This window comes from Sediminibacillus halophilus (assembly GCF_900103695.1).
Lineage (GTDB): Bacteria > Bacillota > Bacilli > Bacillales > Amphibacillaceae > Sediminibacillus > Sediminibacillus halophilus.
Map to the genome: position 1 here is coordinate 503,089 of NZ_FNHF01000003.1, position 20,267 is coordinate 523,355.

Annotated in this window: 21 protein-coding genes; all 21 read left to right on the top strand. The window is 45.4% G+C overall.

Going from position 1 to position 20,267, the window contains the following annotated elements:
- The first annotated feature begins 67 nt into the window (after positions 1–67).
- Positions 68–427, top strand: coding sequence for a response regulator (locus BLR82_RS12875; protein WP_074599869.1), 360 nt, complete (start codon positions 68–70; stop codon positions 425–427).
- 162 nt (positions 428–589) lie between these two features.
- A complete protein-coding gene (gene fba / locus BLR82_RS12880; RefSeq protein WP_074599870.1) occupies positions 590–1,453 on the top strand; it encodes a class II fructose-1,6-bisphosphate aldolase in 864 nt (287 codons plus the stop codon).
- Positions 1,454–2,102: 649 nt separating this feature from the next.
- On the top strand, positions 2,103–3,389 hold the full coding sequence (locus BLR82_RS12885) for a UDP-N-acetylglucosamine 1-carboxyvinyltransferase (protein WP_074599871.1): 1,287 nt from the start codon (positions 2,103–2,105) through the stop codon (positions 3,387–3,389).
- Positions 3,390–4,093: 704 nt separating this feature from the next.
- A complete protein-coding gene (gene rho / locus BLR82_RS12890) occupies positions 4,094–5,380 on the top strand; it encodes a transcription termination factor Rho (RefSeq protein WP_139186958.1) in 1,287 nt (428 codons plus the stop codon).
- A gap of 283 nt (positions 5,381–5,663) precedes the next feature.
- Positions 5,664–5,909 carry a type B 50S ribosomal protein L31 gene (locus BLR82_RS12895; protein WP_026570790.1) on the top strand — a complete coding sequence of 82 codons (246 nt, stop codon included), beginning with the start codon at positions 5,664–5,666 and terminating at the stop codon, positions 5,907–5,909.
- 243 nt (positions 5,910–6,152) lie between these two features.
- The gene (locus BLR82_RS12900) at positions 6,153–6,773 is read left to right on the top strand and encodes a thymidine kinase (protein ID WP_074599873.1); all 621 of its coding nucleotides are present in this window, start codon (positions 6,153–6,155) and stop codon (positions 6,771–6,773) included.
- A gap of 409 nt (positions 6,774–7,182) precedes the next feature.
- On the top strand, positions 7,183–7,584 hold the full coding sequence (locus BLR82_RS12905) for a hypothetical protein (protein WP_139186959.1): 402 nt from the start codon (positions 7,183–7,185) through the stop codon (positions 7,582–7,584).
- A gap of 203 nt (positions 7,585–7,787) precedes the next feature.
- Positions 7,788–8,006, top strand: coding sequence for a hypothetical protein (locus tag BLR82_RS12910; protein ID WP_074599875.1), 219 nt, complete (start codon positions 7,788–7,790; stop codon positions 8,004–8,006).
- Between the two features lie 113 nt (positions 8,007–8,119).
- Positions 8,120–9,190 (top strand): peptide chain release factor 1, encoded by a 1,071-nt coding sequence (gene prfA, locus BLR82_RS12915; protein ID WP_074600083.1) that lies wholly within the window; start codon positions 8,120–8,122, stop codon positions 9,188–9,190.
- Position 9,191: 1 nt separating this feature from the next.
- Complete coding sequence (prmC, locus tag BLR82_RS12920) at positions 9,192–10,061, top strand: peptide chain release factor N(5)-glutamine methyltransferase (RefSeq protein ID WP_074599876.1); 870 nt, start codon at positions 9,192–9,194, stop codon at positions 10,059–10,061.
- 87 nt (positions 10,062–10,148) lie between these two features.
- Positions 10,149–10,760, top strand: a complete 612-nt coding sequence (spoIIR, locus tag BLR82_RS12925) for a stage II sporulation protein R (RefSeq protein WP_074599877.1) — start codon at positions 10,149–10,151, stop codon at positions 10,758–10,760.
- A gap of 94 nt (positions 10,761–10,854) precedes the next feature.
- On the top strand, positions 10,855–11,301 hold the full coding sequence (locus BLR82_RS12930) for a hypothetical protein (RefSeq protein ID WP_074599878.1): 447 nt from the start codon (positions 10,855–10,857) through the stop codon (positions 11,299–11,301).
- Between the two features lie 411 nt (positions 11,302–11,712).
- Positions 11,713–12,774, top strand: a complete 1,062-nt coding sequence (locus BLR82_RS12935; protein ID WP_074600084.1) for an L-threonylcarbamoyladenylate synthase — start codon at positions 11,713–11,715, stop codon at positions 12,772–12,774.
- 468 nt (positions 12,775–13,242) lie between these two features.
- Positions 13,243–13,797, top strand: a complete 555-nt coding sequence (locus BLR82_RS12940) for a manganese efflux pump MntP (protein ID WP_074599879.1) — start codon at positions 13,243–13,245, stop codon at positions 13,795–13,797.
- A gap of 129 nt (positions 13,798–13,926) precedes the next feature.
- Entirely contained in the window at positions 13,927–14,625 is a 699-nt protein-coding gene (locus BLR82_RS12945) for a low molecular weight protein arginine phosphatase (protein ID WP_342721580.1), read from the top strand.
- A gap of 102 nt (positions 14,626–14,727) precedes the next feature.
- On the top strand, positions 14,728–16,086 hold the full coding sequence (locus BLR82_RS12950; protein WP_074599880.1) for a methyl-accepting chemotaxis protein: 1,359 nt from the start codon (positions 14,728–14,730) through the stop codon (positions 16,084–16,086).
- Between the two features lie 3 nt (positions 16,087–16,089).
- Positions 16,090–16,539 (top strand): ribose 5-phosphate isomerase B, encoded by a 450-nt coding sequence (gene rpiB, locus BLR82_RS12955; RefSeq protein ID WP_074599881.1) that lies wholly within the window; start codon positions 16,090–16,092, stop codon positions 16,537–16,539.
- A gap of 65 nt (positions 16,540–16,604) precedes the next feature.
- On the top strand, positions 16,605–17,171 hold the full coding sequence (locus BLR82_RS12960; protein ID WP_074599882.1) for a TIGR01440 family protein: 567 nt from the start codon (positions 16,605–16,607) through the stop codon (positions 17,169–17,171).
- A gap of 182 nt (positions 17,172–17,353) precedes the next feature.
- A complete protein-coding gene (locus tag BLR82_RS12965; RefSeq protein ID WP_074599883.1) occupies positions 17,354–18,589 on the top strand; it encodes a serine hydroxymethyltransferase in 1,236 nt (411 codons plus the stop codon).
- A gap of 271 nt (positions 18,590–18,860) precedes the next feature.
- Complete coding sequence (locus tag BLR82_RS12970; RefSeq protein ID WP_175486807.1) at positions 18,861–19,277, top strand: helix-turn-helix domain-containing protein; 417 nt, start codon at positions 18,861–18,863, stop codon at positions 19,275–19,277.
- Positions 19,241–20,065, top strand: coding sequence for an IS3 family transposase (locus BLR82_RS12975; RefSeq protein WP_083334844.1), 825 nt, complete (start codon positions 19,241–19,243; stop codon positions 20,063–20,065). The genes BLR82_RS12970 and BLR82_RS12975 overlap by 37 nt, the downstream gene beginning before the upstream one ends.
- Positions 20,066–20,267 lie beyond the last annotated feature (202 nt).

The window sequence follows — 20,267 nt, forward strand, 5'->3', positions numbered from 1 at the left end:
AATGCTTACATATCACGTAATAGTTTCAAATCAGGAAGGGTTGAAGAACAAATGAAAAAAAACCGTAATGATCGTTGATGACCAACCGGGAATTCGTTTGCTGCTGGAGGAAATTTTGAAAACAGAAGGGTATGAAATTAAAACAGCAGAAAATGGCAAGGAGGCACTTGACAAAATTGTTAATCAACCGCCTGATTTACTGATGGTTGATTATAAGCTGCCAATCATGGATGCGAGCGCACTTTTGCACCGCCTAGAGGAAAGTGGTGTTGTGGTTCCGGCAATCTTAATGAGCGGCTTGGCCGAAGAGTTAGAAGGGAAAAAGGATCAATTCCCCATGGTGGAAGAGATCTTCGCCAAACCGTTCAATATCGAGGACGCAAGAGAGAGAGTCAACCGGATATTGGCGAAAAAAACCAACAATTGATTACATAATAATCTGAAAAAAACGGGTAAGCGGTATCTTTTAACTGTTTTGTTGCACCGAGGGGTGGTAGTTGGTATTCTTATACTGTACCCAATCAAAAATACTTATTGACTGGATATTGCATACTAAGCAGGACAACATACCCTAAGGAGGAAAAACAGCATGCCATTAGTTTCAATGAAAGAAATGCTTGAAGAAGCCAAGCAGAATAACTATGGTGTCGGACAATTCAACTTGAATAATCTTGAATATGCCCAAGCCGTTCTTCAAGCAGCAGAAGAAGAAAAATCCCCAGTAATCCTCGGTGTCTCTGAAGGCGCCGCAAAATATATGGGTGGTTTCAAAGTGGTTGTATCGATGGTGAAAGCGTTGATGGAGGAGTATGGTACGACAGTGCCGGTTGCCATTCACTTGGACCACGGCTCCAGCTTTGAAAAATGTGTCCAGGCTATTCATGCCGGATTCACTTCCGTTATGATTGATGGTTCCCATTTTCCGCTGGAAGAAAACATTGCATTGACAAAGAAAGTAGTAGAGGTGGCCCACATTAACGGCGTTTCAGTAGAAGCTGAGCTTGGCCGTATCGGTGGTCAGGAAGATGATCTTATCGTCGAAGATGCCGAAGCTGCTTATGCTATCCCGGCCGAATGTGAACGACTTGTCAATGAGACAGGCGTTGACTGCTTCGCCCCTGCACTTGGCTCTGTACACGGCCCTTATAAAGGGGAACCGAACCTAGGCTTTGACCGTATGGAAGAAGTATTCAACTTGGTGAATGTACCGTTAGTATTGCACGGTGGAACAGGTATCCCGACAAAAGATATTAAACGTGCGCTTTCTCTTGGTACGTCCAAAATCAACGTAAACACGGAAAATCAAATCGCCCAGGCGAAAAAAGTACGTGAAGTACTTGCTGAACAGCCGGACCAATATGATCCTCGTAAATACCTGGGACCTGGACGAGAAGCGATCAAACAAACCGTTATTGGCAAAATGCGTGAGTTTGGTTCTTCTAACCGTGCCTAAAGCTGCTTAAAAATGGTGAAAAAGGGGAACTGTCTATACGGGCAGTTTCCTTTTCATACCATCCTACTCTCAAGCCATCATTCCTACTACAATCAACTAAGATACATACTAAACAAAACACATTCATTTCATATGTTCCCTTTGTGTTAAATATCAATGGGTACAGAGGCACGTGCTCTTCATCCCAGGTTAATTTTGAAGAAGAGTGGTACAATGAAGTTTTCCGTGGTGATTGCTCCTAGGGAGACAATCAAGCGTCACATCTATCTTCTTAAAAATCAGGGCTTCAAAGAGATGAGCAATTTCACAGCCTTTGTTTGAAGAAAAAGCTGGAAGCCTGGAAGCAATTAAGGCTCAGGTCGTTTTGCGGCGATATAAACAAGGGGAAGTTACCGACTGTTCCTGCCAAATAAGAATCAAGGCACAGGGTATCAAACTCTTTTGTCGGATTGGAAGAAGTAAAATTAGTATTGTTTGGCAAAAATTGTGTAGAATAAGGTTGACTAACTAGAATACTGCAGGTTGTTCGGATGGATCACCATACTTATTCCTATTAAATTAACATTGTGTTTAAACCAAATGACAACGGTAGGGACAGCTGCTGTCAGAAAAACTGTTTCGAACAATCTCAGGGAGTGAGGAGTTCCAGATGCAAAAAATACTCGTAGAAGGCGGCAGACCTTTGAATGGTAAAGTAAGAATCAGCGGAGCGAAAAACAGTGCGGTTGCATTGCTGCCGGCTGCAATACTCGCAGAATCGAAAGTGATTATCGAGGGCTTGCCGAAAATATCGGATGTAGACGTATTGGGTGACTTACTGGAGGAAATCGGCGGTGACGTTTCCTGGAAGGGCGAGACGATTCATATCGATCCAAGCAATATGATCAATATGCCGCTTCCAAGCGGAAAAGTGAAAAAGCTTCGGGCTTCTTACTATTTCATGGGAGCGATGCTCGGTCGATTCAAAGAGGCGGTAATTGGGTTGCCAGGAGGATGCCATCTCGGACCTCGCCCGATTGATCAGCATATCAAAGGCTTTGAGGCGCTTGGTGCTAAAGTGACCAATGAACAAGGCGCGATTTACCTGCGGGCGGAAGAATTGCGGGGTGCCCGGATATATCTGGATGTCGTCAGTGTCGGGGCTACGATAAACATTATGCTTGCTGCAGTTAGGGCAAAAGGGAAGACAGTCATCGAAAATGCAGCCAAGGAGCCGGAAATTATTGATGTGGCAACACTGCTCACCAGCATGGGTGCGAAAATAAAGGGAGCCGGAACGGATGTTATCCGGATTGAGGGATGTGAAAACCTGACAGGCTGTATGCATACCATCATCCCAGACAGAATCGAAGCAGGGACTTACACAATCATGGCAGCTGCCCAGGGAGAAAAAGTATTGATTGACAATGTTATTCCACAGCACCTTGAATCCTTGCTGGCCAAACTCCGTGAGATGGGCGTATCGATCGACGAAGGAGATGAGCAGCTGCTCATCCAGCCTGGAAAAGAGTTAAAGAGTGTCGATATCAAAACGCTTGTTCACCCTGGTTTTCCAACCGATCTGCAGCAGCCGTTCACCTCTTTGCTGACCAAGGCGAAAGGGACCGGTGTAGTGACGGATACAATCTATCAGGCCCGATTGAAACATATTGATGAACTGCGCAGAATGAATGCACTAATCAAGGTGGAAGGCGGGTCGGCAATCGTTTCCGGACCAGTCCAGCTGGAAGGTGCGAAAGTAAAAGCGAGTGACCTGCGGGCAGGTGCTGCATTAATTGCGGCCGGTTTGATGGCCGAAGGCGTGACGGAAATAACCGGTTTGGAGCACATAGACCGGGGGTATGAACAAATTACAGAGAAGCTGTCCAATCTGGGCGCGAAAATTTGGCGGGAGGAAATGACCGCTGAAGAAGTGGAGCAGTTTCAAAATTCTTGATTAGTGATTGAATGGGCGCTAGCCGAGTTGATTAAGCCAGCGCTAAAAGGAAAAGCTGTCCGGTCCGCCCACAGGCTGGACAGGCTTTTCCCATGTCCTCAGACTAGCACTCCACTTTAATTGTATGCCCATATAAAGAACGAGCGATGGAGTTGTCAACAGGGATTTGTAAGGGGATACAGTATTCTTGGTGGCTACCGGATAAATTATAGTTGAATATTCAAGAAAGAAACGGTACTATGGAAGAAGTTTAATAAGTGTTTAGTTTGGAAATAATGATTGACATAATCATGTAAAAACTTCTATTCTAGTTTTATGCTTTCCTTCAACTTCTTCTTGGATCGGCTTTTTATGCTATTAGAATGCATGAGTATTTGCATGAATGATAGTATAAGTACAACGCAGGCTTTTGCCAACGAGACAGGGCGGCAAGTCGCGTTTACCCATAGTGTTGAAAAGAAAAGCCTTTAGTGAACACTCGCCGGCTTTCCTACAGGATTTTCCTCCATCCGCTTAATCTATCAAAGCTATCCAACGAGGCTCCACAGGAAGTGCATTACTACCCAATCCATTTATTACGATTGAAAATAAACCTGAAGTGCTGCTGTGTCTTTTAGTGGTACCGGCATCTGTCTGTAGTGATACAGCAATTCAAAAGGGTTATGTACGATAAAATACTAAAATTTAATAGGTGTGGTGATTTTGTGGCTGAATTGACCATTTCTCATTTAGAGACATTAACATTGAAAGAATTATATGAAAAAGCAAAGGAATACAAAGTATCCTATTATGCAAAGCTCACCAAGCGCGAACTTGTTTTTTCCATTTTAAAAGCCCAAGCGGAAAAGGATGGCTTTTTGTTCATGGATGGGGTTTTGGAAATCATTCCTTCCGAAGGATTTGGTTTTCTTCGCCCAATCAATTATTCACCAAGTGCTGAAGACATTTACATTTCAGCATCCCAAATTAGACGATTTGACCTGCGCAATGGTGATAAGGTGTCTGGAAAGGTGCGTCCTCCAAAAGAAAATGAGCGATATTACGGTTTGCTTCATGTAGATGCGGTAAACGGCCAAAATCCGGAGACCGCCAAAGAACGTGTCCACTTTCCTGCCTTGACGCCGTTGTATCCAGACCGTTTAATGCGTTTGGAGACAGAAACAAGAAAGCTGTCGACAAGGATTATTGATTTAATGACACCAGTAGGATTTGGACAACGCGGACTGATTGTTGCCCCTCCAAAAGCGGGGAAAACCATGCTGTTGAAACAAATCGCCAACAGTATTTCCAAAAATCATCCCAATGCGAAACTGATTATTCTGCTGGTTGATGAACGTCCGGAAGAAGTGACGGATATCGAACGCTCTGTACACCCGGATGTCGATGTGGTCAGCTCTACGTTTGATGAAGTACCGGAAAACCATATTAAAGTGTCCGAACTTGTGCTGGAACGGGCAATGCGGCTCGTGGAGCACAAAAAGGATGTCATCGTGCTGATGGACAGCATTACCAGATTGGCGCGGGCCTATAACCTGGTCATTCCGCCAAGCGGACGTACGTTGTCCGGTGGTATCGACCCGGCAGCCTTCCATCGTCCTAAACGGTTCTTCGGTGCTGCGCGTAATATCGAAGAAGGCGGAAGCTTTACCATCCTGGCAACTGCTCTGGTGGATACGGGCTCACGCATGGATGACGTTATTTACGAAGAATTCAAAGGAACAGGTAATATGGAACTACACCTGGATCGAAGTCTCGCGGAGCGTCGTATTTATCCGGCAATCGATATTTTGCGTTCTGGTACGAGAAAAGAAGAATTGCTTGTTTCCAAAGATCATCTGGATAAAATTTGGGCGATCAGGAAAACAATGCAAGACTCCAATGACTTTGTCGAGCGTTTCCTTCGTCGGATGAGGGCATCGAAAAATAACGAAGAATTTTTCCAGTCCATGGAGGAAGATATGAAGCGGAAAGGAACAGCTAGAAGGGCATAGGTTGTTTTCTGGTAAATGGCGGAAATAGTTCCGTCTACCGGTCCTGGTCCATGGCTTCCATGCGTGATGATGGCTTGCTTATCCATGTGAGACCATCACACTTTTTCCTAACTGCCGCTTGCAAAGGCAATTTCACACTGGTATAATCAGTCTATGTGAGCTTAGAAAAGATTGTTGTCCTAATGGACGGACATTCTGACGCCTCTTTTCGGTTCGTATTCGGATTGCGGGCTTACAATAACTCTGTTTCCAAAGGATTCAGGGCAAAAGGAGTGGAAAGAACATGAAAGAACAAATTCATCCGGAATACAGAAAAGTAGTATTTCTTGATACTAGCTCTGACTACAAATTCCTTAGCGGTTCTACACAGTCTTCTGAAGAAACAATCGAATGGGAAGACGGCAACACTTACCCGTTGATCCGCGTGGAAATCAGCTCAGCTTCTCACCCGTTCTACACAGGTAAGCAAAAAGCGGATAAAGCTGGCGGTCGTGTCGATCGATTCAAGAAAAAATATAACCTTGGTTAATCCTCATCAGGGGAACATCCTGGTGGAAAAACCAAAGATAACTATGAAAAACAGGCAAATCGTCTAACTTTTTGCCTGTTTTTTTACTTTGTATTGTAGCAGGATGGGTGCAATTATTACTGAAACAAAACGAAAAGAACGTTTTTTAATAGATGAACAAGGCAATAACTATGTAAATAGAGGAAGAACTTCGGCAGTAAGATGATCCAGTGTCTTTGCAATTTTGAAGGGAGTGTCCCGTTGATGTATGTAATGAAACAAAGTGGATGGGTAGAGCTGATTTGCGGCAGCATGTTTTCGGGTAAATCGGAGGAATTGATACGAAGGGTACGCCGAGCTACATATGGTAATTTATCTGTCCGGGTATTCAAGCCTGCCATTGATAGTCGTTATTCCGAGGAATCGGTTGTTTCCCACAACGGAACGTCGATTTTGGCCCGTCCGGTCGATAGAGCAGCTGATATTCTTGAGTATATCGATGCAGATGTTGATGTAATCGGTATCGACGAAGTTCAGTTTTTCGATGAAGAGATTGTCGGCATTGTCGATGAATTGGCGAATCATGGCCATCGAGTCATTGTTGCCGGACTTGATACCGACTTTAGGGGTGAACCGTTCGGCCCAGTACCGGAATTGATGGCGTTGAGCGAGTCGGTGACAAAGCTTAATGCGATTTGTCCGGTTTGCGGGTCTCCGGCAAGCAGAACACAGCGTCTGATCGATGATAAGCCTGCTTCCTATGACGATCCCATCATTTTGGTGGGCGCTTCTGAGTCGTACGAGCCTCGCTGCCGCCATCACCACGAAGTGCCGAACCGGCCCAGGCAAGCGCTAAACCTTGAAGCTTTTCCGACAACGAAATAATGATTTCAAGACAGGATGCCATTTCGGCATCCTGTTTTCTATGTATCAGAAGACGGGATTAGGCGGGTAAGTAAGAGTATATCCGGAAAATCCGCAGCACGAAAACACTTCGCTTTCCGCGGATGTTCCGTGCTCCTCCTCGACTTCGCCTGTGGGGTCTCGCTATGGCCAATAATCCTGCAGGAGTCTACGTGAATTCGTGCTGCTCAGTGCTCATTCCCGCGGTTCTTCGCCGCCTACCCTTCATAATCAAAATGCCGAACTAAAGATGGTCTAACTGGTGGCATTCCTCCTCTGCTACTGGATTCTTGCTTCTTTCTTGAATCGACACCCGAAGGGAGCGGATATTATTGTGCCGCAGAAGCATGCTAAGGAAAAAGCATGGAGGGAAAAAGCATGGAGGTTGGGTATGTATAGAATATTGACGGCCATCTTTTGTTTGGCAATACTGAATGCATGTGGAACAGGCAATAATGGACAGGAACAAGGGAGTATGCCGCAGGGGGAAGAAGTGGAAACGACGGAAGAAGGGTATATCCAATTGCGGGGCACCCAGCCGAGGATTTTCGATGAATATGGCGACCGCGAAATTGTCCAGGACACTAGCAGAGCGGCGATCGTCCAGGCGGCCGAATCGGTCGATGATGTGACGGTGGAAAATGTGGAAATATTGGACGAAGAGATTAGAATCGATGCTGTTTTACAGGGAGACTTTAATTCTGGAGAGCAAATGGCGAAAGTTAATCAAATTCGGCGGTCGGTCGATGACCAGGTTAATGGGAATTACCATGTGCGGGTGTTCATACGTTGATTGATCTAGTGGTCGGGAAAGCACGGGTTCGGATGGGGAATCCGTGCCATTCTTTTGATTTTTACATAGGAATGGAAACGGGTTTAGTGCCTTTATAAACAAAATTCTAACTGGGTGAGGGACAGCAGGCCAATGCTGTTATGTTAAAATAACATAGAAAGAAGCTTTGTGGTTGGCAATATTGCTGTCAAGGGGGATCAGACATGGAAAATCACTCGGAACAGGAGTTGGCCGAAGAAGTAAATCGCCTTAATCGGCGATTGACCGAACTGGAACAGAAAATAGAAGAAGAACCTCGCAAGCGGCGCCACCCGCTGTGGGAGGCTATTTTATATTTGCTTGCCGGTATTTTTCTGTTAGGTCCTGCACTGGCATTGGGAATGGGCCTGATTGAATTGCTTGACGGCTGGATGTCACGCTGAGCAGGTGACATCGCAAAAATTGGTGATCCGCGTCAAATCGCTGCCAAGCTTTTTTTGACGGGGTTTTTCTCCTGTACTATAATTATACTGTTAAGGAGAAAGAGGTGGATGAAGTGTTAGACAGACTGCAATCCTTGGAAGACCGTTACGATAAATTGAATGAATTGCTAAGTGATCCTGAAGTAATCAGTGATACGAAAAAGCTGCGTGAATATTCGAAAGAACAATCCGGCCTGGAAGATGTCATTCAGGCATACCGTGAATATAAAGAAGTGACTACCCAGCTGGACGATGCTAAAGTGATGCTGGAAGAGGAACAGGACACAGAAATGCAGGATATGGTCAAGTCAGAAATCAGCGAGCTTTCCCAGCGGAAAGAAGAGCTGGAAGAACAGTTGCGTATTCTTTTGCTGCCGAAGGATCCGAACGACGACAAAAACGTCATCATGGAAATCCGCGGTGCTGCTGGCGGCGACGAAGCTGCCCTGTTTGCCGGCGACCTTTACCGTATGTATTCCCGTTATGCTGAATCGGAAGGCTGGAAGATTGATGTAATGGAAGCCAACACGACAGGCGTCGGAGGTTATAAAGAAATCATTTTCATGATTAATGGTGAGGGTGCTTTTTCCAAACTCAAATTTGAAAATGGCGCCCACCGCGTGCAACGTGTTCCGGAAACCGAATCAGGAGGCAGGATTCACACGTCCACTGCAACAGTGGTCGTTATGCCGGAAGCCGAAGAAGTGGAAGTCGATGTCCATGAGAAGGATATCCGTGTCGATACGTTTGCATCCAGCGGTCCTGGTGGCCAGAGCGTCAACACGACAATGTCTGCCGTGCGTTTGACTCATATGCCTACAGGAATCGTGGTATCGATCCAGGACGAAAAATCGCAAATTAAAAACAAGGAAAAAGCCATGAAAGTTTTGCGTGCCAGAATCTATGATAAGTTCCAGCAAGAGGCACAAGCGGAATACGATGAAACGAGAAAGTCGGCAGTAGGGTCAGGAGATCGTTCGGAACGAATCCGAACCTATAATTTTCCACAAAATCGGGTGACGGACCATCGCATCGGCTTGACGATCCAGAAGCTCGACCAGATTTTGGAGGGGAAAGTCGGCGAAATCATCGATGCTTTATTGATGGAAGAACAAACCAAAAAATTGGAACAAATCGGTGAATGACATGACAGCACAACGACGTACAATCAATGAAGCCCTTCGCTGGGCTTCTCTTTTTTTACAAGAGCATGATCGGGAACCGCGAGTTGCCGAGATTTTGTTGCAGTATCACACAGGATTAGAGCGGGCTGGATTTTTAGCCGCTCAGCGTGAATTATTACCAAAGGAAACGGATGATCAGTTTATCGCAGATGTGGAAGCGCATGGTGAAACAGGAATACCAGTCCAGCATCTGACTGGCACGGAGGCATTTTACGCTCGCGATTTCCTCGTTAATAAGCATGTCTTGATTCCCCGTCCGGAAACAGAAGAATTGGTCCTCGGTGTTCTGGAATATGCCAGGGAGCTTGGAGAAGAGTCTGTTCGACTCGTAGATGTGGGAACCGGTAGCGGGGTAATCGCCATCACCCTGAAGTTGGAAAAACCATCATGGGAAGTAGCTGCCACGGATATATCCGAACAGGCTTTGCAAGTAGCGAAACAAAACGCAGACAGACTGGGAGCCGAAATTGATTTTCAACAAGGTGATTTTTTACAGTCAGTAGTAGAACTTCAAGGGCAGGTGGACATCATCGTTTCCAACCCGCCTTACATTGCTCATCAGGAAAAAGCTTCTCTTAATGAGACAGTGAAGAATTTCGATCCTGCATTAGCTTTGTTTGCCGAGAAAGAAGGTTTGGCTGCATACTACAAAATTATTGATCAGGCTTGTTATCTCCTTGCCAGTCCGGGGCTTATAGCTTTTGAAATTGGGCATCAGCAGGGAGAGCAGGTTGCTGAATTGATTCGGAGCAGGTTTTCCGGAGCTTCTATCGAAGTAAGAAAAGACATCAATGGCAAGGACCGTATGGTGTTTGCAAAGATTAGCGAGTAACAGGTATAAAAATAGTAGATTGAGAGTTTAAAAGCTTCTGCCTCTGTCCATACTGGAGTTAAACAGTTAGCGAAAGGGGCAGGAGAAATGCGCAATTATTTTATCTATTTACTTATATTTTTAGCGTTGATCGGTTTTTTCCCAACAAAAGGGCTTGGGCAGTTAGGACAAACGGATGCATCCGGTTATCAAGTCATACCGGACGAAGCGATCCGACTTAGAATTTTGGCGAACAGCGATAGCGATAGCGACCAGGCTTTAAAGCGCTTGATTCGCGACCGGGTCAATGCCGATATTACAAAATGGGTTAGGGACATTTCCGATATAGAAGAAGCGAGAGAGTTGATCCGGGAGAAGCTTCCCCAAATAGAAGCTATCGTTCAGCAAGTGCTGGAAGAGGAAGGTTCAGATCAAACCTATCAAGTAGAGTATGGAAGTAATGTGACGTTTCCGGATAAAGTATATGGTTCCTATGTTTATCCCGCTGGCGAGTATGAAGCGATTCTGATTACGCTCGGAGCCGGAAAAGGTGCAAACTGGTGGTGTGTATTGTTTCCGCCGTTGTGCTTTCTCGACTTTGCAGATGGTTCCACTGTCGCAGATCCAGAAGAAGAAATTCAAGAGGACGCGGAAAAATCAGAGCCGAAGGAAGAAAAGGAAGTAAAAGTGAAATTTTTCTTATTAGAATGGTTCAGTTAAATCTATCATATCACGCATCTATCACTCATAGACTAGTTTAAACAGCGGTTCCTGTCAGAAGAGCCGATTACCGAAACGGGATAGGAGTGTACGGATGAAACTGATTCATACAAACAAGTTGGATAACCAGGTGCTACAGCGTTTTTTTGCTGGATCATGGGAAACTTTTCGCGGAAAACAAAACTTGAAGGAAAATGGATTTCTGATAGAAGTCCAAGGAGAGTACAAAGCTTTTTTCGCCTTGCTTCCTATAGAGGGGCAGGTTCTTTGGCTGAAAAGCCTGTACATTAAAGAAGGAGTGCCATCTTCTTTTCCTTGGACTGTGTTGGAGACGGCGATGGCGTTGGCCGGGGAGAAGGAAGCCGATAGTGTGTACATTTACAGTCACCAGCCAGCCCTCGATACGTTACTGGTGCTGTTGCAATTTGAACAAGCTGCTTTTCCGTCTTTTGCCGAAGGGCATGTACTGCCGGAGGGGAACTGGTGGAGGAACTATTTGGGAAAAGAAAAAAAGGCTGTTGGTATCCAGGGATGGAAATGACGTTGCAATGTCTTGGCTAGTTGCCCCTGGGGATAAACACAGGAGTTATTAACAATTACTGTGTTATAACAGAGGTTATGCACAGCTGTTAATAAAAACTGTTGATAATTTGTGGAGAGTGGTGGATAACTCGTCGTACAGGTCGTCGGTATGAGTTTTTCGTGTGTAGTAGAGCTGTTAGTAGGCCTATACTCCTTGTTTCTATCAATAAAATGAGGCAATACAATCCCTTTGCAATATGTTTTTAACAGGGATTGTATTGTTTTTGGCTGGCTTTTACGGGGTTATACACAATATAATGCAGAATTGCCAGAAAAGTTTCATAATGTGGATAAATTGTTGATAAGCAAATTCTCGAAGGGGTATAGTACTAATCAAACGTTTGATTAATTAAAGGAGTTAGTAACCGTGATGGATACGAAGGTATGGAGAATCGATCAAATAACCAAAGAAACAGACCAGGCAATTGAAGAAGCATCAGCCTTGCTGGAACAAAATCAAGTAGTGGCTTTTCCGACAGAGACAGTCTACGGATTGGGAGCGAACGCAAAAGAGGCAGATGCCGTGGATAAAATATTCCGGGCGAAAGGGCGTCCATCTGACAATCCGTTGATTGTCCATATAGCGGATCGCAATCAAGTCGATGAGTATGTAACAGAAGTTCCGGAAGTTGCCGAAAAGCTGTTGGCAGCCTTTACCCCCGGTCCATTGACGCTGATATTGAAAAGTAACGGTACAATTGCGGAAAATGTAACAGCAGGACTTCCCTCAATTGGGGTGCGCATTCCAGACCATCCGGTGGCTCAAGCGCTTCTTCGAGCTTGTCGGCTTCCGCTGGCGGCCCCAAGTGCCAATAAGTCCGGCCGGCCTAGTCCGACCACAGCGGAACATGTTTATGAAGACCTGCAAGGCAGAATTGCTGGACTCCTGGATGGAGGTCCAACAGGAGTTGGCGTTGAATCGACCGTGGTGGATTGTACCGGAGTAATGCCGATTATTCTACGTCCTGGCGGAGTAACGCGAGAACAGCTCGAGGAAGTTGTGGGAAGTGTTATGGTCGATCCGGCACTTGCATCTGCAGGAGGAGATTTACCGGAGGACGGAGCTGTTGATAAACCACGTGCGCCAGGCATGAAGTATACCCATTATGCCCCAGAAGCGCCGATGTGGCTTGTGGACGGTGACCCTTCCTTTATGCAGGAGCAAATTGATGTACATCTCCAGGCTGGAGATAAAGTCGGGATAATCGCCAGCGAAGAATTAGCGGCAGGATTGAATGCAGACCATATCAATGTATGCGGCTCACGGGACAACTTGAATGAAGTGGCTGCGCACTTATACGACGCTCTGCGCTCATTCAAAAAATCAGATGTCGACATCATTCTCTGCGAAACATTCCCGGAAACAGGAGTCGGCCATGCAATCATGAACCGACTCCAAAAAGCAGCAACCAAAAAAATCAACCAATTCTAAAAAAAAGGAGGGACAGTCCCCTGGACCAGAACAGCGCTAATCTGGTTGCATCGTGGGGACAGTCCCTCCTTTAATTCAACTACCGAATGTAGTGGCCGATCCGATATGTCGGGGGACAGTCCCCAAACAAGCCCAGAAAGCTGATTGTTTTAGCAGAAACCTGATATATCAAGGATTTTTCCGTCGAGGGTCAGTCCCCCCAATAGCACTCAATAGCATTAGTCAATCAAATCAGCTATTTTGGGGTCAGTCCCCAACGAGGGCCAAATTAGGGGTATGGCCGGGATTTGACTTACGGTGGGGACTGACCCCGGATCCCGGGTCGGACTCCGATCTGCTGACTGTGAAACTTGCTTTGAATCTGACTGGTCCAGATATCCGAACTCTATCTCCCTGTCCAATTCCGGGTAATATACCTTGTCTCTTTGGCATATAGTGGAATAGCATGTCCGGAGAGGGGTTGGCGGGATGTCTGGTGTGAATATCGGCGAGTATATTTCGTTGATTTTTATGGCTGCGGCTTTGGGGATGGATGCATTTTCAGTTGGTCTTGGGATGGGGATGCAGGACCTGAGGCTGAAACGGATTTTTATTATCGGCGTCACAGTGGGTTTGTTTCATATGTTGATGCCGTTTATGGGAATCGGGGTGGGGAAATTCATTTCCACCAAAATCGAGGGGTTCGCAATTTTGGGGAGTGGACTGCTATTGTTCGCACTTGGTGTGCAGATGCTTTTATCCTCCTTCAACCGGGAAGATAAAAAGTTGATCCAGCCGATTGGTGCAGGACTTATATTATTTTCAATCAGCGTCAGTCTGGATAGTTTTTCGGTTGGCTTGAGCTTGGGAATGTCGGGTGTCCGCACTTTTCTGGCGATTGTCCTGTTCGGATGGTTCAGTGCGATATTGACTTGGTCCGGCTTGCTGCTTGGAAGGAAGGCTAGAGGACTGATGGGAGTTTACAGCGAGCTTCTGGGCGGAAGCATCCTGTGTGCATTCGGGTTGAAAATTATTTTTGGTTAGTCTGAACAAAGCAGGCTGTCTGCCGACTACACGGCAGACGGCTTTTTTCGTAAATAAAGCTATTTTATTCATTCCACCTATCTTTCATAAAGAAAGTTTTTCATAGGGAATGTGGGGCTAAATGATATAATGGAGCAAGAAAAAAGGTATGATATATTAGTAACATTGGAAGGACAGCTGCCGGAATACCTGTTCCTTTCCTATTTGGAGGTAAAAAAGATGAAGATACTGTTCGTTTGCACGGGTAATACATGTAGAAGCCCAATGGCGGAAGCGCTGCTGCGGGACAAGCTGCCGGGCGTCGAGGTACAGTCTGCCGGGATTTTTGCAGGAACTGGACAGCAGGCGTCCCATAGTACGATCGAGGTATTGGGGGAAAAGAACATTAATCTGGATCACCAATCGCAGCCGGTAACAGTGCAGCTGCTGAACTGGGCAGACCTGGTACTGACCATGACATCCCAACACAAACAGTCCCTTGCCATGCAATACCCTTCTTTTAGTGAGAAGCTGTACACGCTGAAGGAATATGTATTGGAGGGAGACGGGGATACGTGGGACCAGTTAAAGAAAGCCTATGCCGATTTAGAGGAAAAGCGGGCAAAATTCATGAAAGAAAAGGGGAAAACCGTAGATCCGCACAAGCTTGATACAGAACTCCATCACCACCTAAAACAAGAAATCACCCACATCCAGCAGCTGGAGGCAAGCCTGCCGGATTTCGACATATCCGATCCTTTTGGCGGAAATTTGAACACGTATCAAGAAACTTTGCAGGAAATCGAAAAGTATATTGAACTACTGGCCAAAAAGATAGACAATAGATAAAGAAGCTTGTTAATAAGGTGCGGTAACTGGGAAAAACCGGCTCAATATGGTATCGGGAGAAAGCCGTCTTGGTTTGTGCATCAGAAAAGTGGAGGGAATGTGATGGAAGAAAAGACGAAAAAAGGCAGTTTGCGCTGGAAATTGGTTTTGTTTACGACTTTGCTTGCCCTAATTACCTATTCGATCAGCGCCGTATTCATGTATCTTTTATATGATTATATTCAAACCCTCGTTCCTATTTCAGAATTTTGGTTTGTCATGGCCACCTTGGCCCTTGGAATCATATGGTCTGGCATTTTGGCCTATGCAGCGGCCGGTTTTATCACGCGCCCGTTGACCAGGCTGGAATCAGTGGCTGTTGAAGCAGCACAGGGGAATTTGACGAAGGAAGTGGAGCTTCCCAAATCCAAGGATGAAATCCATTCACTGTCGTTTGCGTTCAATACAATGCTTGGAAGTTTGAAGCAAATCATTCATAAAATCGAAAACAATTTCGCAAAAACCAACGATAAAGTAGAACAAATCAAAACGGTTTCTTCGCGTGCCGCCGCCCAAACGAAAGAAATCGAAGAGGCGATCCAGCATATTTCCGCCGGAGCGGAAAATTCGTCTAATTCAATCCAAAACACGGCTGAATCGATCGAAGCATCAACCAGACTGGCCCAGCAAGTCCAGAACAAAGCCGACCAATCCCGGAAAAATTCCCAGGACATGGTTGCAAAGTTAAGTGATAGTAAGGCGGTCATACATAGACTTGTGTCAGGTATTCAGTCATTGGCCCAGGAGCAGGAAAATTCTCTGGAAGATGTCACCCGTCTTGAAAAGAACGCCCAGGAAGTCGAGAATATTATCGGCATGGTTGGAGATATTTCAGAACAGACGAATCTGCTTGCTTTGAATGCATCTATTGAAGCAGCACGGGCAGGGGAACATGGAAAAGGATTTGCAGTGGTGGCAGAAGAAGTAAGAAAGCTTGCTGACCAAAGTACACAGGCTGTTCAAGGGATATCCGAGCTTATCGCCACCATTCAGACAGATGTACAACAAGTTGTCAGTCAAATCACCGACCAGGTGACTTTTGCCCGGACGGAAGCAGAGAAGGGCGAAGAAACCAATGCAGCGATCAATACGATGTCCGTATCGATTAATGAGGTTGCTTCTACCATTGAGGAGATTTCCCGGCTGGTAGATGAACAGCTGCAGGCTATTCAAAAAACGTCGGTTGAGTCACAAGAAGTTTCGGCCATTGCGGAGGAAACTTCCGCCAGTGCAGAGGAAATGACGGCGATCATCAATGAGCAGTCTGCAGTCATTGCGAGTGTTGAGCAGCTTGCTGCTTCTTTGGAAGATCAAGCCAAAGTATTGAAAAAGGAAATTCACCAGTTCAAAATAAAAGAAGAAGAAGTTGTCCCACTGAAACAACCAGTGCGATTGAGCACAAAAATGGAGAAGGGAGCGTAAATAATGAAAGTGATTTTGGCCTCCGACCATGGTGGAATGAACCTGCGCAAGGAAATCGGTTCCCTCCTCGAGGAAATGCAAATAGAATTCGAAGACATAGGCTGTGATTGTGAGGATTCGGTGGATTACCCGGACTATGGGATTCCTGCTGCGGAGCGGGTTGCCAGCGGGGAATTTGACAAAGGCATCCTTATTTGCGGAACAGGGATCGGCATGTCGATATCAGCTAATAAAGTGAAGGGCATCCGGGCTGCACTTGTACACGATGTTTTCAGTGCCAAGGCGACCCGGGAACACAACGATTCGAATATGATCACGATCGGTGAACGGGTTATCGGCGCCGGACTCGCACGAGAAATCGTCAAAACCTGGCTGGAAACAGACTTTCAAGCGGGTCGTCACGCCAACAGAATAGGAAAAATTACCAAATATGAAACAAACGAAACCCTTTAATACTCTAAAGGGATGGGGGACAGTCCCCTTGATTACCCTTTTTTAGACAGGAGGCTGGGTGCATTATGGTGGATCAATTGAAACAGGAGATACGTGCGATTGTCGATGAGTGGCTGGCTTCCGGTTATTTGCGGAAGGGGCAGTTGTTTGTTGTCGGCTGTTCCACTAGCGAGGTTGCCGGGAAGCGTATCGGCACTTCTGGAAGTGAAGAAGTGGCCGCAGTCATTTTTGCTGAACTGCAGCGGCTGCAACGGGAGGCCGGGGTTCAGTTGGCTTTTCAATGCTGTGAGCATTTGAATCGTTCCCTTGTTGTAGAACAGGATACCTTAATCCAACGTGGCTATCAGCAAGTGACAGCAGTTCCTGTCCCGAAAGCGGGAGGTTCCATGGCGGCTTATGCTTATAAGCAAATGAACCAGCCTGTGCTTGCCGAAACAATTTCCGCCGATGTCGGTCTGGATATAGGGGAAACGATGATCGGGATGCACTTGCGCAAGGTAGCGGTTCCTTTGCGCTTTAAGCAGCGTGCTGCCGGAAATGCGAGGGTGACGATGGCGCGGACCCGTCCGAAATTAATTGGTGGCGAACGGGCTGTCTATCCACAAGACGATTCGGGTGTATTCTGTGACTGATTAATGTTACTATTTTGATAGATTGGGCAGAGCGAAAAGCGGTCTGTACATGTGAGGGAAAAAATGAAGCGGAGCTGTGAAGGGGAAGCGCGCATTCCCCTACCAGTTGTTTTTGCGCATGTTGTCCGCAAGCTCTAAACCCGCACCAAACAAATTCCAACAAATCAAGGGGGAATACGGCAATGGAACATGTGAAACAAAAGGATCAGGAGCTTTTCCAAGCAATTGAAAACGAAAGAAAAAGGCAGAACGACAAAATTGAATTAATTGCATCAGAAAATTTTGTCTCCGAGGCAGTTATGGAGGCACAAGGATCTGTCTTGACCAATAAATATGCGGAAGGGTATCCGGGACGTCGCTATTATGGTGGTTGTGAATATGTAGATGTGGCAGAAAATCTTGCCCGTGACCGTGCCAAGCAGCTGTTTGGAGCTGACCATGCGAATGTTCAGCCGCATTCCGGTGCACAAGCTAATATGGCCGTGTATTTTTCAGTCTTGGAAATCGGTGACACGGTGCTTGGGATGAATCTTAGCCATGGCGGGCACCTTACCCACGGCAGTCCTGTCAATTTCAGCGGAAAGCTTTATAAATTTGAAGAATATGGCGTTGACAAAGAAACAGAACAGATCGACTACGATAGTGTTCTTGCCAAAGCGAAAGAGTTAAAGCCTAAATTGATTGTTGCCGGTGCCAGCGCTTATTCACGTACGATTGATTTCGAAAAGTTCCGCGAAATTGCGGACGAAGTCGGTGCTTACTTAATGGTCGACATGGCCCATATTGCCGGCCTGGTAGCAACAGGTCTTCATCCCAATCCGGTTCCATATGCTGATTTTGTGACGACCACTACACACAAAACCTTGCGCGGCCCTCGCGGCGGCATGATTCTTTGCAAAGAAGAATACGCCAAAAAAATTGATAAGTCCGTATTCCCGGGAATGCAGGGCGGTCCATTGATGCATGTCATTGCGGCAAAAGCGATGGCATTCAAAGAAGCACTCCAGGAAGATTTCAAAACGTATTCCCAACAAATCATCGATAATGCAAAACGACTTGGTGAAGCCTTGCAAAAGGAGGAGATCCGAATTGTCTCCGGCGGTACGGATAACCACTTGCTTTTATTGGACGTGCGCGGCCTGGAATTGACAGGGAAAGTTGCTGAGGAAGCATTGGATGAAGTCGGATTGACTACCAACAAAAATACGATTCCATTTGATCCCGAAAGTCCGTTCGTGACCTCTGGCGTCCGGATTGGAACGGCAGCTGTAACCAGCCGTGGCTTCGGACTTGAAGAAATGGATGAATTAGGCTCCATCATCGCTTTTACGTTAAAGCATCATGACGACGAAGCGAAGTTGCAAGAAGCGAAGGATCGAGTAAAAGCATTAACCGATAAGTTCCCACTATATCAATAATGCAAAACCAAGTGGCTGGGACAAATGCATAGTGACTAAAGATAAACCGAACGATGATTCGAAAACACCTATGGTACCGACCCCCAAAAGTTAGAGTGAAAAAACTAACTTTTGGGGGTGTTTTAATGGTTAAATATAGCGAAGAATTTAAAGTAAAGCTAACCACCGAGTATGTAGATGGTCACATTGGGTATAGAGCTTTGGCAAAAAAAATCATATGGATAGCTATTCCCCTATTTATGAATGGGTGAAAGCTTATGAGTCTCAAGGAATGGATGGACTAGTAAGAAAGAAGACGAAAAAGGTGTACGCTGTTCAATTTAAATTAGATACGATACAATTTATCTTAAACACAGGTGCTTCTTATTCAGATACTGCTATTCACTTTAATATGAATAATCCTTCTTTAATTGCACGTTGGATGAAAGCGTTCCGGAAACAAGGGACAGAAGGCCTGGAACCAAAATCAAAGGGGCGACCTTCTATGTCTAATAAATCCGATAACCAAAAGAAAAAGAAAGAAAAAAAGATAACACGTGAAAAAGAGTTGGAACGGGAGAATGAATTATTAAGATTGGAAAATGCGTATCTAAAAAAGCTGAAAGCTTTTCGGGAAAATCCGACTGCCTTCCACGAAAAGCACAAGCAAAGTTGGCATTCGAACTCAAAAAAGCAGGATTCCGATTAAGAGATATCTTTCCTGTTGTGGGCATTCGGGAAGCAACCTATCACTATCATGTTAAAAACTTTTGGAAAGAAGACCCGGACACAGAATTAAAGGAACTGATTACACGCTTATTTAAGAAATTTCATGAACGCTATGGATATAAACGGATCACTACCGAATTAAAGAAATTAGGCCATTCCATCAACCATAAAAAAGTGTACCGTATGATGCGGGAGCTAGGATTGAAATGTGTGAAATTCATACGGAAGTCACGTAAATATAATTCCTATAAAGGACACATAGGAAAAGTGGCGAAAAACCGGTTATCCCGCCGTTTCAGCACACCTATCCCTTTTCAAAAAATCGTAACCGACATTACAGAATTCAAATGTCTAGATGATGGAAAGTTGTATTTAAATCCGATGTTGGACCTTTGTAATGGGGAAATTGTTGCCTTTGGAATAAATAAACGTCCAACATTGCATCTTGTCATGGAGCCCTTAAAAGAAACGGTAGAGATCCTAAAGACTCGTGCGACCTATCGCACCACTAATATCCATTCCGATCAAGGCTGGCATTACCAACACAACCAGTGGGTAAGGACATTAAAAGAAAATAATATATTCCAAAGCATGTCCCGTAAAGCAACCTGTGCAGACAACGCTTTAATGGAGAACTTCTTTGGCATTTTAAAACAAGAAATGTATTATGGCGAAGCCTTGGTAAGCTATGAAGAATTAAAGGGACGGATTGAAGAATATATCTACTGGTATAACAATGAACGTTCAAAAGCAAGATTGGCCGGATAGAGTCCAGTCGAATACCGAATTCAATCCAGCCAATTAACTACATAATAAAACTCTAACTTTTGGGGGTAACCACCTATTCGAGCCGTTCGGTTTTCTTTTTATTTTTCCCAACGAATGAATTTGATAAATGATGCACTATTCTCATTTTCTCCAAGGGAGGTGTTAGTAGCCACTCCGGTAAGGTTCTTCGCTTTCCGCGAGC

What these genes read in the sequence shown, in the direction of transcription:
- BLR82_RS12875 (WP_074599869.1), top strand. Translation starts at nt 68, where the DNA reads ATGATCGTTGATGACCAACCGGGAATTCGTTTGCTGCTGGAGGAAATT.
- fba (WP_074599870.1), top strand. Translation starts at nt 590, where the DNA reads ATGCCATTAGTTTCAATGAAAGAAATGCTTGAAGAAGCCAAGCAGAAT.
- BLR82_RS12885 (WP_074599871.1), top strand. Translation starts at nt 2,103, where the DNA reads ATGCAAAAAATACTCGTAGAAGGCGGCAGACCTTTGAATGGTAAAGTA.
- BLR82_RS12895 (WP_026570790.1), top strand. Translation starts at nt 5,664, where the DNA reads ATGAAAGAACAAATTCATCCGGAATACAGAAAAGTAGTATTTCTTGAT.
- BLR82_RS12900 (WP_074599873.1), top strand. Translation starts at nt 6,153, where the DNA reads ATGTATGTAATGAAACAAAGTGGATGGGTAGAGCTGATTTGCGGCAGC.
- BLR82_RS12905 (WP_139186959.1), top strand. Translation starts at nt 7,183, where the DNA reads ATGTATAGAATATTGACGGCCATCTTTTGTTTGGCAATACTGAATGCA.
- BLR82_RS12910 (WP_074599875.1), top strand. Translation starts at nt 7,788, where the DNA reads ATGGAAAATCACTCGGAACAGGAGTTGGCCGAAGAAGTAAATCGCCTT.
- prmC (WP_074599876.1), top strand. Translation starts at nt 9,192, where the DNA reads ATGACAGCACAACGACGTACAATCAATGAAGCCCTTCGCTGGGCTTCT.
- spoIIR (WP_074599877.1), top strand. Translation starts at nt 10,149, where the DNA reads ATGCGCAATTATTTTATCTATTTACTTATATTTTTAGCGTTGATCGGT.
- BLR82_RS12930 (WP_074599878.1), top strand. Translation starts at nt 10,855, where the DNA reads ATGAAACTGATTCATACAAACAAGTTGGATAACCAGGTGCTACAGCGT.
- BLR82_RS12935 (WP_074600084.1), top strand. Translation starts at nt 11,713, where the DNA reads ATGGATACGAAGGTATGGAGAATCGATCAAATAACCAAAGAAACAGAC.
- BLR82_RS12940 (WP_074599879.1), top strand. Translation starts at nt 13,243, where the DNA reads ATGTCTGGTGTGAATATCGGCGAGTATATTTCGTTGATTTTTATGGCT.
- BLR82_RS12945 (WP_342721580.1), top strand. Translation starts at nt 13,927, where the DNA reads ATGGAGCAAGAAAAAAGGTATGATATATTAGTAACATTGGAAGGACAG.
- BLR82_RS12950 (WP_074599880.1), top strand. Translation starts at nt 14,728, where the DNA reads ATGGAAGAAAAGACGAAAAAAGGCAGTTTGCGCTGGAAATTGGTTTTG.
- rpiB (WP_074599881.1), top strand. Translation starts at nt 16,090, where the DNA reads ATGAAAGTGATTTTGGCCTCCGACCATGGTGGAATGAACCTGCGCAAG.
- BLR82_RS12960 (WP_074599882.1), top strand. Translation starts at nt 16,605, where the DNA reads ATGGTGGATCAATTGAAACAGGAGATACGTGCGATTGTCGATGAGTGG.
- BLR82_RS12965 (WP_074599883.1), top strand. Translation starts at nt 17,354, where the DNA reads ATGGAACATGTGAAACAAAAGGATCAGGAGCTTTTCCAAGCAATTGAA.
- BLR82_RS12970 (WP_175486807.1), top strand. Translation starts at nt 18,861, where the DNA reads ATGGATGGACTAGTAAGAAAGAAGACGAAAAAGGTGTACGCTGTTCAA.